10 protein-coding genes are annotated in these 15,861 nt (G+C 69.5%); 3 read left to right on the plus strand and 7 right to left on the minus strand.

Annotated elements, in window-relative coordinates; genetic code table 11:
• Positions 1-49 precede the first annotated feature (49 nt).
• Positions 50-1,252: an MFS transporter gene (locus tag WS64_RS24200; RefSeq protein ID WP_059640369.1), complete on the minus strand. Its 1,203-nt coding sequence runs from the start codon at positions 1,250-1,252 to the stop codon at positions 50-52.
• A 70-nt stretch (positions 1,253-1,322) separates the two neighbouring features.
• Between WS64_RS24200 and WS64_RS24205 the strand changes: the two genes are divergently transcribed.
• Positions 1,323-2,372 carry an AraC family transcriptional regulator gene (locus WS64_RS24205; RefSeq protein WP_060315850.1) on the plus strand — a complete coding sequence of 350 codons (1,050 nt, stop codon included), beginning with the start codon at positions 1,323-1,325 and terminating at the stop codon, positions 2,370-2,372.
• Between the two features lie 43 nt (positions 2,373-2,415).
• Here the strand turns inward: WS64_RS24205 and WS64_RS24210 are convergent, their stop codons facing one another.
• Positions 2,416-2,652 carry a hypothetical protein gene (locus WS64_RS24210; protein WP_060967941.1) on the minus strand — a complete coding sequence of 79 codons (237 nt, stop codon included), beginning with the start codon at positions 2,650-2,652 and terminating at the stop codon, positions 2,416-2,418.
• Positions 2,649-4,565, minus strand: coding sequence for a DUF3857 and transglutaminase domain-containing protein (locus WS64_RS24215; RefSeq protein WP_060968574.1), 1,917 nt, complete (start codon positions 4,563-4,565; stop codon positions 2,649-2,651). The genes WS64_RS24210 and WS64_RS24215 overlap by 4 nt, the downstream gene beginning before the upstream one ends.
• 697 nt (positions 4,566-5,262) lie before the next feature.
• On the opposite strand from WS64_RS24215, the gene WS64_RS24220 reads away from it, so the two are divergent.
• Positions 5,263-6,126, plus strand: a complete 864-nt coding sequence (locus WS64_RS24220; RefSeq protein ID WP_059640373.1) for a crotonase/enoyl-CoA hydratase family protein — start codon at positions 5,263-5,265, stop codon at positions 6,124-6,126.
• Positions 6,127-6,174: 48 nt separating this feature from the next.
• Here WS64_RS24220 and pdeR read toward each other — a convergent pair whose 3' ends face one another.
• From pdeR to WS64_RS24240, 4 genes are all read right to left on the minus strand, one after another.
• Positions 6,175-8,178: a cyclic di-GMP phosphodiesterase gene (gene pdeR / locus WS64_RS24225; RefSeq protein WP_060967942.1), complete on the minus strand. Its 2,004-nt coding sequence runs from the start codon at positions 8,176-8,178 to the stop codon at positions 6,175-6,177.
• Positions 8,179-8,752: 574 nt separating this feature from the next.
• Positions 8,753-12,409, minus strand: coding sequence for a hydantoinase B/oxoprolinase family protein (locus WS64_RS24230; protein ID WP_060967943.1), 3,657 nt, complete (start codon positions 12,407-12,409; stop codon positions 8,753-8,755).
• Positions 12,410-12,530: 121 nt separating this feature from the next.
• Positions 12,531-13,829 carry an MFS transporter gene (locus WS64_RS24235; RefSeq protein WP_059579978.1) on the minus strand — a complete coding sequence of 433 codons (1,299 nt, stop codon included), beginning with the start codon at positions 13,827-13,829 and terminating at the stop codon, positions 12,531-12,533.
• A gap of 84 nt (positions 13,830-13,913) precedes the next feature.
• On the minus strand, positions 13,914-14,687 hold the full coding sequence (locus WS64_RS24240) for a putative hydro-lyase (RefSeq protein ID WP_059640380.1): 774 nt from the start codon (positions 14,685-14,687) through the stop codon (positions 13,914-13,916).
• Between the two features lie 205 nt (positions 14,688-14,892).
• On the opposite strand from WS64_RS24240, the gene WS64_RS24245 reads away from it, so the two are divergent.
• Positions 14,893-15,825 carry a LysR family transcriptional regulator gene (locus WS64_RS24245; protein WP_059579973.1) on the plus strand — a complete coding sequence of 311 codons (933 nt, stop codon included), beginning with the start codon at positions 14,893-14,895 and terminating at the stop codon, positions 15,823-15,825.
• Positions 15,826-15,861: the final 36 nt, after the last annotated feature.

Here is a 15,861-nt window from a genome sequence, read left to right on the forward strand (position 1 = left end):
GCGCGGATAATCCGCCTGGCAGCCCGTGCAACGCGGGCCGCCACGCCCGTCAGGACGCGGCCACGCCGACGCGCTTCGGCACGCCGGTGACGATCGTCGCGACCGCCACCGCCAGCACGATCGCCGCGCCGACGAACACGCCCGCCGCGCCGTTCGCGTCGAACACGACGCCGCCGGCCGCGGCGCCCGTCGCGATCGCGAGCTGGATCGCCGCGACGATCAACCCGCCCGCGCTCTCGGCCTCGTCGGGCACGGTGCGCGTGACCCACGTCGACCACGCGACCGGCACGCCGCCGAACGCCATCCCCCACAACGCGACCAGCACCGCGTCGATCATCGGCGCACGGCCGAGCACGACGAGCGCGATGCCGAGCACGACCATCAACGCGGGCATGCCGATCAGCATCGGCCGCAGCCGGTGTTCGAGCACGCGGCCCGCGAGCGACGTGCCGACGAAGTTCGCGATGCCGTAGCCGAGCAGGATCGCCGACAGCCCGTTCACGCCGACGCCCGCCACCTGTTCGAGGAATGGCCGCAGATACGTGAAGAACGCGAAATGGCCGGTGAACACGAGGATCGTCGCGAACATCCCGAGGCCGACGGTCGGCCGGCGCAGCACGTCGATCAGCGTGCGCAGCCGCGTCGTGCCGCTCGGCGGCATCGACGGCAGCGTGAGAAGCTGCGACACGAACGCGATGCCGCCGAGCACGGCCGCGATCAGGAACACGTTGCGCCAGCCGATCAGGTGCCCGAAGTAGCTGCCCATCGGCGCGGACGCGATGGTCGCGACCGCCACGCCGCTGAAGATGATCGACAGCGCGCGCGGCACCATCGCCGTCGGCACGAGCCGCATCGCGGTGGCGGTGGCCATCGTCCAGAAACCGCCGAGCGCGATGCCGAGCACGACGCGGCCGAACAGCAGCACGCCCAGGTTCGGCGCGAACGCGACGGCGAGGTTCGACGCCACGAGCAGCACCGAAAACACGAGCAGCACGCGCCGCCGGTCGATCGTGCGCGTGAGCGCCGAGATCAGCAGGCTCGTGACGAGCGCGACCGTGGCGGTGGCCGTGACGGCCTGCCCGGCCACGCCTTCGGTCACGCCGAGGCTCTCGGCCATCGGCGTGAGCAGGCTCGCCGGCAGGAATTCGGCCGTGACGAGCCCGAACACGCCGAGCGCCATCGCGAATACCGCGCCCCAGGCCGGTTCGCGGGGGGCCGCCGTCGAGGCGGCCGAGGAGATTCCGGGATTCATGCGGGATTCCGTGTCGGTTAGGGAAAGTACTGATGAGGGCGTATCGTAAGGAACAGCGGCAGGACGGTCTATGACGTACAATCCGTTCCTGTTGATCGATCGTCCGTATCTCACGATGTCCGAGCCCCTTCTGCCGCCGATTCCCGATGCGCACGACCTCGTCAGCGAGCTGCTGCTGGGGATGCGCCTGAGCGGCGTCCAGTACCGCCGCATCCAGGTCGCGCGGCCGTTCGGGCTGAATTTCGGCCATGCGCCGGGCCGCGCGCAATTCCATTTCGTCGTGCGCGGGCCCGTGCTGCTGCGCGACGCGTCGGGCGAGACGATGCGGCTCGAGGCCGGCGACGCGATCCTGTTGCCGCACGGCGGCATGCATGCGCTGGTGTCCGATCCGGATGTGCCGTGCCGCGAGATCAACGGCTTCGAGGCCAGGAAGATATGCGATACGGTCGCGTCGGTGGCGTCGGCCGGCATGTCGCCCCCGACCTGCGCGACGACGGAACCCGGCGCCGGCGATGCGCTGATCTTCAGCGCGTGCATGGAACTCGACCTCGGCGGCATGCAGCCGCTCGTCGGCACGATGCCCGCATTCATGCACGTGGGCACGCTGCTCGCGCGCTACCCGGAAATCCGGCCGATGCTCGACGCGATGGAGCGCGAGGCGTGCACGGCGCGCGCGGGCTTCGCGGGCATCCTCGCGCGGCTCGCGGACGTGGTCGCGGCGTTCATCGTACGCGGCTGGGTCGAGTGCGGATGCGGCGATGCGACCGGCTGGGTGCAGGCGCTGCGCGAGCCGAAGCTCGGCCGCGCGATCGTCGCGCTGCATCGCGACCCGGGCCGCAACTGGAGCGTCGCGGAGCTCGCGACCGAAGCGGGCGTGTCGCGCTCGGTGTTCGCCGAGCGTTTTCTCGCGGCCACCGGGATGACGCCCGTGCGCTACCTGACCGAGCTGCGGATGCGGCTCGCCGCGCAATGGATCGCGCGCGACCGCGAGACGATCGAAGCCGTCGCGTACCGGCTTGGCTATGGTTCGCTCGCCGCGTTCAGCCGTGCGTTCAAGCGCGTGGTCGGCAAGCCGCCGGGCGCCGTGCGCGCGGACGGCAACGTGCACGCCGAAGCGTAGCGCGCCGACGCGCGGCGCCGGTGGCGGCGGTGGCCCGCGAGCGTCACTTCAACGCGTCGAGCCGGTCGACCAGCGCCGTCGCGCACCGCACCGCGAGCGCCGCGCACTGCTCCGCGTCGACTGCCGCGCCGGTCGCGACCGTGCCCTGCACGATCCTGCCCAACAATTCCTTCGAGAGTTCGGCGATCTCGTGATCCCGTTCCGTGATGATGTCCTCCTGCGCGTCGGCGATTCCGGTGATTCGCCCGTTCGGAGCGAATGCCGTGCCCGCGCCGCTCAACGCTGCTTCGCCCGCACGACGATCTGCGCCTGCGTGTCGCGCTCGATGCGCTCGAGCGACGCGCGCAGCGCCGTGAATTCGTCCGGCGTACAGACCTGCCGGCCGAAATCGGCGTTCATCCGCCGCGTGACCTGCACGACCCGCGCGGCCGCATCGAACACGTAATGCGACGTGAAATCGACGAAGCGGTCGTGCACCGCCGTATCGGCCGGCAGGTCGGTCACGGCGACGCCCGCCGGCAGCGCGATCTGGCCGGTCTCGTCGAACGTGCCGCCGAGGCAACCCCACGGCTGCGTGCGCACGGGCTCGGCCAGCCACGTCTCGACCTGTGTCGCGATGCCGCCCGTGACGCTCGACAGCGCGGGCAACGCGGTCGTGCCGTCGGGCCACACGAAATGATCGAGCGTGCCGGTAATCGTCACGTCGAACGGGTCTGTCGACACGCGCCGGTCGCTGGTCGACAGTTGCGCGCGGCCGCGCAGGCCGCTTTGCCGCAGGCGCTCGTTCGCGAGTTGCGCGATGCGCTCGCGCGACGCGCGGCGAAACAGGTTGCGTTCGAGCTCGGCCGTCCAGCCGTCGTCCTCGACATAGGCCTGAACGCGCGCGGCGCCGGGCTGCGCGGCATCGATCGCGATCCGTGCGGTGCGGCCGCGCGGCTGCGTGGCCGGCGTGCGCGACAGCACGCCCGTATCGACCAGCAGCGCGGGGCGGTCCATCACGATCGGCGGCAGGTAGCCGAACGCGATGCCGGCCGTCGTCGTATCCGCGTAGAGGCCGAGATCGGGCAGCCATGTGATCGCATGATTGATCGCGCCGGCGCCGTAGCCGGGCACCGACGGCAGCGTGTACACGGCGCCGAGATTGATCAGCACCGGTTCGCTGCGAATGCCGACCGCCGCGAGCAACGCGCCGAACAGCGCGACGTGATCCTTGCAGTCGCCGTAGCGGTTGCGCAGGATGTCGGCGACGCGGTGCGGCGCGGCGGCCGTTTCGCCGAGAAACAGCCCGACGTAGCGCACGTTCGCCTGCACCCAGTCGTACAGGATGCGCGCCTTGTCGCGCGGAGCGACGGCATCCGCCGTGAGCGCACGCGCCAGTTGCACGACGGCCGGATCGTTCGCGCCCGGATCGACGGCCGCGTTGCGGTAGCGCGCGGCGAATGCCGCGTAGTCGGGCAGCGTCGATACGACGAGCCGGTCGCCGTAGGTCGGGTAGCCGACCGCGCCGCTCTCGATGCGATCGTACGCGCCGTGCCGGTAGTCGAATGCGTAGCGCGTGCGGCCGTTCGCCGTGACGGGCGGCAGCGCGACGTAGCCGCGCGCATCCGCGTACAGCGGCATGTCGGCCGGCACGTCGAAGATCAGCCGCTGGCTGTCGACCGGCTCGCGCGACGGCTCGACGGTGTAGCCGAAGTAGCCGCGATTGACGGGCTTCGTGCGGGTCTTGCGGAACGCGACGCGCGTGCTCGACCCGGCTTCGACGCCGGGGAACACGACGGTGCGCAGCAGCCCGTCCTGGAACGTCGGCGCGCCGGCCGAGCGCGGCTCCTGCACGTCGCGGATGCCGTCCGCGCCGACCGGATGCGCGACGCCGTCGCGATCGATCGTCTCGGCCGCGAGCAACTCCACCTTCTCGAGATTCTTGTCGAACCACACGTAGCGCTGCGCGACCGCGTCGATGCCGTTCGCGTCGTTCGCGCGCAGCGTCGAATCGTCGTGCTCGTCGAGCGAGCCGTCGCGCTGGATCACGAATTCGTGGACGTCGCTGACGAGCGTGACGGGCGCCGTATCGCCCGCGTCGCGAGCATCGCGCGTGTCGTGTGAGTCGCGCGTGTCGGCCACGGCCGTCCCCACGCCGAGCGCCGTGGCGCACGCGAGCAGGCAGCCGGTCCATCGGGAAGGAAAACGCACCACGTCGAAGCTCCCCGCGCGTTCGTTGCCGGGCGTCAGCACCGCGCGCCGGCACGGTGGCCCGACCCGCATGACGCGCGCATGACGGCCGCCCGCGCCACCCTCACGCGTGGCCGTCGTGCGACCCAGTGTGGGCGACGTGCCGGCAAGCGTCAAGCCGCGCCATCGGGAAGCAGACATCATGCGGAGCAACACCGATTTCAAAATCGGCGACCTCGTGATTGCGTTCGCATGGCTGCGCGTGATCCCGTTCGGCCTCTTGCCGACGGCGTCGCATCTCGAACGGCGGCACCCGACGCCGATCGGCGCCGCGCGGCCATATGCGCTGCGCGGTCGCTCACGGCGAATCGGCGGGCCGCCACGCCGATCGGCCCGACCCGCAACCGTTGATCGGCGTCCCGACGTCATATTCGGCGCGCAAGCGACCGGCGTCGCCGGCCGCCTCATCGCCGGCGCGCCGCTCCGCTCGCGCCGCCTTCCCCCGCCGACCTCGGCCCCTCATCCCCATCCGCCGCCCCCCGCCCCGTCGCGCGGACGCGATCCGCACCGGCGTCCCGCTCGTGCGTTGTTCCCCGCATTTCGACATTTGTGCGCGCGCAACAATGGCGATGCCTCGCGCCTGGCGCCCGGCGGGCAACCCGATTCCCGCAGGGCACCGGGCGCGATGGTCTTCAAAAACCACATCTCACGAGGACATACCATGCAACTCCAATCCCATCCGGCGTGCCGCCCGTTTTACGAAGCCGGCGAACTCTCGCAACTGACGGCCTTCTACGAAGAAGGCCGTAACGTCATGTGGATGATGCTGCGATCGGAGCCGCGGCCGTGTTTCAACCAGCAACTCGTCACCGACATCATCCATCTCGCGCGCGTCGCACGCGACTCGGGCCTCACGTTCGACTTCTGGGTGACGGGCTCGCTCGTCCCCGAGCTGTTCAACGTCGGCGGCGACCTGAGCTTCTTCGTCGACGCGATCCGCAGCGGCCGGCGCGATCAGCTGATGGCCTACGCGCGCTCGTGCATCGACGGCGTGTACGAGATCTACACCGGCTTCGGCACCGGCGCGATCTCGATCGCGATGGTCGAGGGCAGCGCGCTCGGCGGCGGCTTCGAGGCCGCGCTCGCGCATCACTACGTGCTCGCGCAGAAGGGCGTGAAACTCGGGTTCCCGGAGATCGCGTTCAACCTGTTCCCCGGCATGGGCGGCTATTCGCTCGTCGCGCGCAAGGCGAACCGCGGCCTCGCGGAATCGCTGATCGCGACCGGCGAGGCGCATGCGGCCGAGTGGTACGAAGACCAGGGGCTGATCGACGAGACGTTCGACGCCGGTGACGCGTATCTGGCGACGCGCACCTTCATCGACGTGACCAAGCCCAAGCTGAACGGCGTCCGCGCGATGCTGCGCGCGCGCGAACGCGTATTCCAGTTGTCGCGCTCGGAGCTGATGGACATCACGGAAGCGTGGGTGCATGCGGCGTTCACGATCGAGCCGAAGGATCTCGCGTACATGGAACGCCTGGTGATGCTGCAGAACCGGCGCGTGTCGAAGCTGCGCACGGTGTAATGCGACGGCGCCGCCGGCCGTCGGCGGCGCCTTTTTCCGGAACGAAGCTCAGGCGATCAGCCTGAGCTTTCTCGTCTCCGCGAGCCACGCCTCGAACGCCTGCGCCGGCATCGGCCGCGCGTAGTAGTAGCCCTGCGCGTGATCGACGTCGAGTTGCTTGAGGAATTCGGCCTCCGCATGCGTTTCGACGCCTTCGGCGATCACCGCGAAATTCAGCGCCTTCGCGAGCGACACGACGGAGCGCACCAGCGCCTGCGAGCGCGGATTGCGGTCGATGGCCGTGATGAAGGTGCGGTCGAGCTTGATCGCGTCGAGCGGCAGGCGCGACAACTGCGACAGCGACGAATAGCCGGTGCCGAAATCGTCGAGGTGGATTTCCGCGCCGAGCTGGCGGAACTGCCGCATCAGCCCGATCGCCGCTTCTTCGTCCTCGATGAAGCTGCTCTCGGTGAGCTCGATGTCGACGAGGCTCGGCTTGAGCCCCGCGCCGTCGAGAATCGACGCGAACTGGTGCACGATGTTCATGTCCTGCAACTGCCGCGCGGACACGTTCACCGCGATCCGGATGCCGAGCCCCTTGGCCTTCCACGCGGCGGCCTGCGCGGCTGCGGTGCGCATCACCCAGCGTCCGAGCGGCGCGATCAGCCCCGACTCTTCCGCGAAACGGATGAACTCGACCGGCGCGACGAGCCCGCGATCGGGCGACTGCCAGCGGATCAGCGCCTCGACGCCGTGCACGTCGCCCGTCGCGATGTCGACGACCGGCTGGTAGTGCAGCACGAACTGCTCTTCCTCGAGCGCCTTGCGCAGGTTCGTGTCGAGCCACATGTACTTCGCGACCTTCTGGTTCATCTCCAGCGAGAACACGCGGTACGTATGCTTGCCTTCTTCCTTCGCGACGTACATCGCGGTATCGGCGCTGCGGATCAGCGTCTCGAGCGAATCGCCGTGCTGCGGATACATCGCGATGCCGATCGAGCAGCTCGTGTAGACCTCCACCAGCCCGAGGTGGATCGGCGTGCGCAGCCGCTCGAGGATGATCTGCGCGGTCGCCTCGAGCAGCGGCCGCGTGCCGTGCTCGAACAGCACCAGGAACTCGTCGCCGCCGAGCCGCGCGAGCGTCGCACCGGACGGCAGGCAGCCGCCGATGACCGCGGACACGTCCTGCAGCAGCCGGTCGCCGGTGATGTGCCCGTAGTGATCGTTGACGCGCTTGAAGTTGTCGAGATCGAGGAACAGGATGCCGACCTGGCCGCGCGTATTGGCGTCTTCCTCCGCGATCGCCGCGTGGATGCGCTCGCTGATCGCATGGCGGTTCGGCAGCCCGGTGAGCACGTCGGTATTCGCGAGCTCGGTGAGCCGCTGCTGCGCGTTGCGCTCCTCGGTGATGTCGATGCCCGAGCAGATCAGGAACTGCTCGTCGACGCCGCTGCCGCTCTGCACGAACTTGTTGCGGAACTGGAACAGGCGCGGCCCGTTGACCGTGTTGATGTAGCGCTCGACCGCGAACGACTGGTTGCTCGCGAAAAAGCCCGTGATGTTGCTGCGCGACTGCGCGCCCTGCTCCGGGCTCATGAACAGCTCGAACGCGCTGCGGCCGATCACGTCGACCTCGCGCTTGCCCGTCACTTCCTCGCACAGGCGGTTGAAGCGCTGCACCATCCCGTTGCGGTCGAGGATCACGACGAGCGAATTCACCTCCGACACCACCTGCTCGGCGAACGCGAGCCCGTGCGACAGATCGCCGGCGACGGATTCGGTATCGGAATAGGCGGACGCCGTGCCGGCCCAGTCGACCGTGTTGACCTTCCTGCCGACGAGATGGAGGCTGACCGGACTGCCGAACAGCACGATGTCGAGCACGAGGTGCGACGTGACGCCGGTCAGCGCGCGGATGCGCGCGGCCTGCTCGGCCGTCAGCGCGACCGCGACGTTGGTCAGGCCGCGCACCGCGGCGAGTTCGAGCGCGTTGCTGTCGCTGCCGAGACGCCAGCAGGGGCTGCGCGTACCGACATGCGCCTCGAGCACCGCGCTATCGTTTTCGTCATCCATGGACACGCCCCGATCCAGAAAAAACGCACAGTGTAGACGGAGGCGAGCCGGCCGGCCGCCTTCCCGGGACGCGCGGTGCGCGGGCCGGCAGGGCGGACGTGATTGCCGTGACGGCGAGTCTCGTCCCGTACTTGTTTGCAGCTGATGCGACCGGCGTTCGCGCGTGATGCGCAGGTTCTGCCTTACGAATGAATGATGAGAGCCATCTTATCAAATGACGATGAGGATTGGCACTCACATTTAGAGCAGAGTGTCAAGGAATTGGGACTCGATTGGCAAGCCGGATTTTTCATGATTGGTAGCGTGCGAATGGGCGGGCGACGCGGCGCGTGCCGGGCGCCGCGTGCCACGCCGCGCGGCCCGACAGGCGGGCGGTCGCGGCCGATCCGCAAATATCGGGCCAGATCATTTGGCGACGCCGTGGCGGCCAGGGCGACCCGGATGCCGCGATTCCGTTTTTTGCTGTTTTTGATTCAATTTGTGCGCGAATGCGCGGCTTTATTCCACAGTTCGTTGCAATGTCGTCCACCCGCCGCCCGCACCCGGCGCGAGACGTTCGCGCCGGGTGCACAGCTCAGCCTGCCGCGCCGTAGCCGCCGCCGCCCGGCGTTTCGACGACGAACACGTCGCCCGGCGCCATCTGCGCGCGGCCGATGTGATCGAGCGTCTCGATGGTGCCGTCCGCCCGCTCGATCGTGTTGCGGCCCAGCGCGCCGGCTTCGCCGCCCGCCGCGCCGAACGGCGCGTGGATCCGGTTGTTCGACAGGATCGACGCCGTCATCGGCTCGAGGAAGCGAATCCGCCGCACCGCGCCGTCGCCGCCGCGCCAGCGCCCGCCGCCGCCCGAGCCGGCGCGGATACGGTGCGAATCGAGCCGCACCGGGTAGCGCCATTCGAGCACCTCCGGATCGGTGAGCCGCGAGTTCGTCATGTGCGTCTGCACCGCGCCGACGCCCGCGAAGCCGTCGCCCGCGCCGCTGCCGCCCGCGATCGTCTCGTAGTACTGGTAGCGATCGTTACCGAATGTGAAGTTATTCATCGTCCCCTGGCTCGACGCGACGCAGCCGAGCGCGCCGTACAGCGCGTTGGTGATCGCCGACGACGTCTCGACGTTGCCCGACACGACGGCCGCCGGATACTCGGGGTTCAGCATCGAGCGGGCGGGCACGATCACGGTCAGCGGCTTCAGGCAGCCGGCGTTCAGCGGGATGTCGTCGCCCACCAGCGTGCGGAACACGTACAGCACGGCGGCCATGCAGACGGCCTTCGGCGCGTTGAAGTTGTTGTCGAGCTGCGCGGACGTGCCGGTGAAATCGATCTCCGCGCGCCGCGCCGCGCGATCGACGCGGATCGCGACGCGAATCTGGGCGCCGTTGTCGAGCGGGTAGCGGTACGCGCCGTCCTGCAGCGCGCCGATCACGCGCCGCACGGCTTCTTCCGCGTTGTCCTGCACGTGCCCCATGAACGCGAGCACGACGTCGCGGCCGAACTGCGCGACCATCCGGCGCAGCTCGTCGACGCCCTTCTGGTTCGCGGCAACCTGCGCGCGCAGGTCGGCCATGTTCTGCTCGACGTTGCGCGCCGGGTAGCGGCCCGACGCCAGCAGCGCACGTGTCTCGGCATCGCGCAGCACGCCGGCCGACACGAGCTGCCAGTTGTCGATCAGCACGCCTTCCTCGTCGATATGGGTCGAATCGGGCGGCATCGAGCCCGGCGTCGTGCCGCCGATGTCCGCGTGGTGGCCGCGCGAGCCGACGTAGAACAGCGGCGCGTCCGAGCCGTCCGCGAACACCGGCGTGATGACCGTCACGTCCGGCAGGTGCGTGCCGCCGTGATACGGGTCGTTCAGCATGAACACGTCGCCGTCGCGCATGCGGCCGCGGTTGCGCTCGATCACCGTGCGGATGCTCTCCCCCATCGAGCCGAGGTGCACGGGCATGTGCGGCGCGTTCGCGATCAGGTTGCCGTCGCCGTCGAAGATCGCGCACGAGAAGTCGAGCCGCTCCTTGATGTTTACCGAGTACGCGGTGTTCTGCAGCCGCAGCCCCATCTGCTCGGCGATCGACATGAACAGGTTGTTGAAGATCTCGAGCCGCACCGGGTCGGCGTCGGTGCCGAGCGAGCGGCGCGTCGGCAGCGGCGTCGTGCGCGTCAGCACGAGGTTGCCCTGCGCGGTCATCCCGGCGCGCCAGCCGGGCTCGACCACGGTCGTGCCGTTCTGCTCCGCGACGATCGCCGGGCCGTCGATCGCGTCGCCGGCGAGGAGCGTGTCGCGCACGTACAGCGCCGCGTCGTGCCACTGGCCGCCGGAATAAAAGCGCACGGCCGCGTGCGCTTGCGGCGCCTCGCCCGCCTCGCCCGCCTCGCCCGCCTCGCGCGGCGCGAGCGGCGCGATATCGACCGGCGCGTCCGAGCGGCCGATCGCCTCGACTGACGCGAGTTCGGCCACGAGCGGCGTGCCGGGCATCAGGAACGCGTAGCGCTGCCGATACGCGGCCTCGAACGCCTGCTGCATCGCGGCGACGCTGCCGGCCGGCACGTCGAGCGCCGAATCGGTGCCCTGGTAGCGCAGGTGCACGCGCCGTTCGGTCGCGATCCGCTCCGGCGGCACGCCCTGTTCGAGCAGCGCGCCGACGGCCTCGTCGGCCAGCCGGTCGAGCGCGGCATTCAGCGCCGGCAGCGATTCGTCGGACAACACGGCTTCCACCGCGCGCTCACGCATCGCCGTCTGGTCGGCAAGCCCCATCCCGTACGCGGACAGCACGCCCGCGAGCGGATGCGCGAACACCTGTGTCATCCCGAGCGCATCGGCCACGCCGCACGCATGCTGGCCGCCCGCGCCGCCGAACGTCGTCAGCACGTAGCGCGATACGTCATGGCCGCGCTGCACGGAAATCTTCTTGATCGCGTTCGCCATGCTGCCGATCGCGATCTCCAGGAACCCTTCGGCGAGCGCCTCGGGCGTCTCGCGCCGCCCGGTCGCCGCATGGATCTCGTCGGCGAGCGCCGCGAACTTCGCGACCACGCCGTCGCGGTCGAGCGGCTGGTCCGCCTGCGGGCCGAACACGCGCGGGAAATGATCGGGCTGGATCTTGCCGAGCATCACGTTGCAGTCGGTCACCGTCAGCGGGCCGCCGCGCCGGTACGCGGCCGGCCCCGGGTTCGCGCCGGCCGATTCGGGCCCGACGCGCAGCCGCGCGCCGTCGAAGCCGAGCACGGAGCCGCCGCCCGCCGCGACGGTATGGATGCTCATCATCGGCGCGCGCATCCGCACGCCGGCCACCTGCGTCTCGAACACGCGCTCGAATTCGCCGTTGTAGTGCGACACGTCGGTCGACGTGCCGCCCATGTCGAAGCCGATCACCTGGTCGAAGCCGGCCGCGCGGGCCGCGCGCACCATCCCGACGATGCCGCCGGCCGGGCCCGACAGGATCGCGTCCTTGCCCTGGAACGCATCGGCGCGTGTCAGCCCGCCGCTGCTCTGCATGAACTGCAGGTTCACGCCCGGCATCTCGTGCGCGACCTGCTCGACGTAGCGGCGCAGGATCGGCGACAGATACGCGTCGACGACGGTCGTGTCGCCGCGCGACACCATCTTCATCAGCGGCGACACCTCGTGCGACACCGACACCTGCGTGAAGCCGATGCGGCGCGCGAGTTCGGCCAGCGCGCGTTCGTGCGCGGTATGGCGGTAGCCGTGGATCAGCACGATCGCGAGCGCGCGCACGCCGCTGTCGAACACGCGGCGCAACGACGCTTCGGCGCCCTGAACATCAAGCGGCACGACCACGTCGCCATGCGCGCCGACGCGCTCGTCGATCTCGACGACCGTCTCGTACAGCGCGTCGGGCAGCACGATGTCGAGATCGAACAGGCGCGGCCGGTTCTGGTACGCGATGCGCAGCACGTCGCGAAAGCCGCGCGTCGTCGCCAGCGCGGTACGCTCGCCCTTGCGTTCGAGCAGCGCGTTGGTCGCGACCGTCGTGCCCATCTTCACCATGTCGACGCGCTCGGGCGTGATCGGCTCGCCGGCCGCGAGGCCGAGCAGGTGGCGGATGCCGGCCACGGCCGCGTCGCGGTATTGCTCGGGGTTCTCCGACAGCAGCTTGTGCGTGACGAGCGTGCCGTCCGGCCGGCGCGCGACGATATCGGTGAACGTGCCGCCGCGGTCGATCCAGAATTGCCAGCGTGCGGCGTCGGAGGAAACGGGGGAAAGGTGTCGATCGGTCATGATGTCGGGTCGATGCGTCGTTGATTCGAGGGACGAGCGCCGCCGCACGGCGCGCGTCGCGCGCCGTGTCACGGTGTCGATGAAAGGGGAAGAAAAACGAACGGCCGGCCGCCGCCGTCGGTCAGGCGGCGTCGAGTTCGCGGCCGCGGGTCTCGGGCAGCGTCAGCGCGGCGACGATCACCACGCCGTAGGCGGCGACCGCGAAGATGCCGATGCTCGTGCCGAGCCCGTACTGCCTGGACAGCGCGCCGATCAGGAACGGGAACAGCGCACCGATCGCGCGGCCCACGTTGTAGCAGAAGCCCTGGCCGGAGCCGCGCACGCGGGTCGGGAACAGCTCGGTGAGGAACGCGCCCATCCCCGAGAAGATGCCCGAGGCGAAGAAGCCGAGCGGGAAGCCGAGCCACAGCATCGACGCGTTGGTCAGGTTCAGCGACGTGTACGAGAATGCGATCACCATCGAGCCGACCGCGAACAGGATGAAGTTCGGCTTGCGGCCGAGGCGGTCGGTCAGGTACGCGCTCGTCAGGTAGCCGACCCACGAGCCGAAGATGATCATCGCGAGATAGCCGCCGGTGCCCATCACGGTGAGATGCCGCTCGGTCTTCAGGAAGGTCGGCAGCCACGTCGTGATCGCGTAGTAGCCGCCCTGCGCGCCGGTCGTCAGGAGCGCCGCGCGCAGCGTCGTCGTGATCAGCTTCGGCGCGAAGATCTCGGTGAGGCGCGGCGCGTCGGCCACTTTCGCCTGCGCGGCCTTTTCCTTCTCGTAGACGTCGGGCTCCTTCACGTAGCGACGGATCGCGACGACCAGCAGCGCGGGCGCGAGCCCGACGAGAAACAGCGCGCGCCACGCCTGCTCGGCCGGCAGCACCGAGAACAGCAGCGCATACAGCAGCGCGCAGAGCCCCCAGCCGATCGCCCAGCCCGATTGCACGAGGCCGACGGCCCGGCCGCGGTCGCGCGCGCGAATCACCTCGCCGATCAGCACTGCGCCGGCCGTCCATTCGCCGCCGAAGCCGAAGCCCATCAGCGCCCGCGCCGCGACCAGCTGGTGGTAGTTCTGCGCGAGCCCGCACAGCGCGGTGAACACCGCGAACCACAGCACCGTGAGCTGCAGCGTGCGCACGCGGCCGATCCGGTCGGACAGGATGCCGGCGATCCAGCCGCCGAGCGCCGACGCGAGCAGCGTGACCGTGCCGATGAAGCCTGCGTCGGCGAGCGAGATGCCCCAGGTCGCGACGAGCGTCGGGATCACGAACGACAGCATCTGCGTGTCCATCCCGTCGAGCATGTAGCCGACCTTGCAGCTCCAGAACGCGCGGCGCTCGCGCGGCTGCGCATCCGCGTACCACGAGAACAGGCCGCTGCGCTCGCGGCTCGCGGGCTCGGCGGCGGGCGCCGCGAAGGTCTTGCTTTCCATGGTGGTGCTCCTGTCGTTGTGCGCCGTCAAAGGGCGTGGGGTGCGGTGTGTCGTATGTGCGTGGCGTACCGGATGCCGGCCGCGTCAGAACACGGCCAGCGACGCGTTCGGGATGTCGGTCATCAGCATGTGGCCGGGCGTATGCGCGATCGCGATCGGCAGCTTCGCGTCCATCAGCGCGGTTTGCGGCGTCACGCCGCACGCCCAGAACACCGGCAGTTCGCCGTCGCGAATCGTCACCGCGTCGCCGAATTCGGGCGCGTTCAGATCCTCGATGCCGAGTTCCCGCGGGTGGCCGATATGGATCGGCGCGCCGTGCACGCCGGGGAACCGGCTCGTGATCTGCACCGCGCGAATGGCGTCGGCGCCGCGCAGCGGCCGCATCGACACGACCAGCTGGCCGCCGAAGATGCCCGCGCGGCGGTTCGCGATCGACGTGCGGTACATCGGCACGTTGCGACCTTCTTCGACGTGGCGCAGCCCGATGCCTTCGCGGGCGAGCATGTCCTCGAACGAGAACGAGCAGCCGATCGCAAATACGACGAAATCGTCGCGCCACAGCGCTTCGAGCGACTCGACGCGCTCGGTCAGGCGGCCGTCCCTATATATGTTGTAGCTCGGCACGTCGGTGCGGATGTCGAGATCCTCGCCCAGCGCGTCGATCCGGAACGCACCCGGTTCGCCGACGCCCAGCAGCGGGCAGGCCTTCGGGTTGGCCTGGCAGAAGCGCAGGAAATCGTGCGCGTACGCGTCGGGCAGGATCGCCAGGTTCGCCTGGGCAAACGGGCCGCAATGGCCGGCGGTCGGGCCGCGGAATGCGCCGCGGCGCACGGACTGGCGGAATTCGGAAGGCGTCATGAGAATCGGTCTCGGGTCGGGATGACGTGGCGATGACGGTGGTGTGTCATCGGATACGGCGAAGAATAGAAAGGAAAAAATTTTGTCGCCAACGAGTTTTTTTGCGCCCGCTGTATAGAATTTCTTAACGGATCCGCGGGTTTTCCCCGGTCCCGTTCATTTTTCGTCGGCGGCAAGCTGCGCATCCACTGCTCGCTCGACCACCATGAACACGCGTTTTCTCGAAACCTTCGTCACGCTCGCGAAGCTGCGCAACTTCCGCACGACCGCGGCTGCGCTGCACGCGACGCCGGCCGCGATCTCGCAGCGCCTGAAGGCGCTCGAGGACGAACTGCATACGGTACTCGTCGATCGCGACAGCCGTGAATTCCGGCTCACGCCGAACGGCGAATACCTGCTCGGCTATGCGAAAGCGGTGGTCGAGGCGACGCAGGAGCTGCAGGCCGCCGCGTCCGGCGAGAGCGCCCTGCGCGGCAAGCTGCGGCTCGGCGTGATCGAGACCGTCGTGCACAGCTGGCTGCCGCACTACATGCGGCGGCTTGCGGCCGACTATCCGCAGCTCGAGATCGACCTGACCGTCGACGTCAGCGTCGTGCTGCAGCGCCGGCTGATGGCCGGCGAGCTCGACCTGATCATCCGCGTCGAGGGCAGCGACGAGGCGTCGGTCGTATGCGACGCGCTCGCGAACTACCCGGTGCGCTGGATCGCGCGCGCCGGGCTGCTGCCGAACACGCGCACGGGCCTTGCGCGGCAGGTGCTGCGCCAGCCGATCCTCACCTACGGGCGCGGCACCGCGCCCCATCGCGCGCTGGAAGACATCGTGCGCACGCTCGCGCACGCGCACGGCGTGCCGCTGTCGGAGACGCGCATCACCGGGTCGCCGTCGATCTCGGTGATCGTGCAACTGGTGCGCGACGGCTTCGGCGTCGCCGCGATTCCGGTGCTGTTCGTCGACGCGCTGATCGAAAGCGGCGAAGTCGTCGAGCTGCCGCTGCAGCCGTCGCCGCCGTCGATCGTCGTGTCGATGTCGCGGCGGGCGGACGCGCCGCGGTTCGTGCACGGCGCATCGATCGCCGCGCGCGCGGCATGTCACGAGTATTGCGAGAAGAGCACGCGGTTGCTGGTCGAAGCGCTTTGACCGTGACGCGCCGGATGACGCGTGTTCGACATCGCG

The organism is Burkholderia anthina (assembly GCF_001547525.1).
GTDB lineage: Bacteria > Pseudomonadota > Gammaproteobacteria > Burkholderiales > Burkholderiaceae > Burkholderia > Burkholderia semiarida.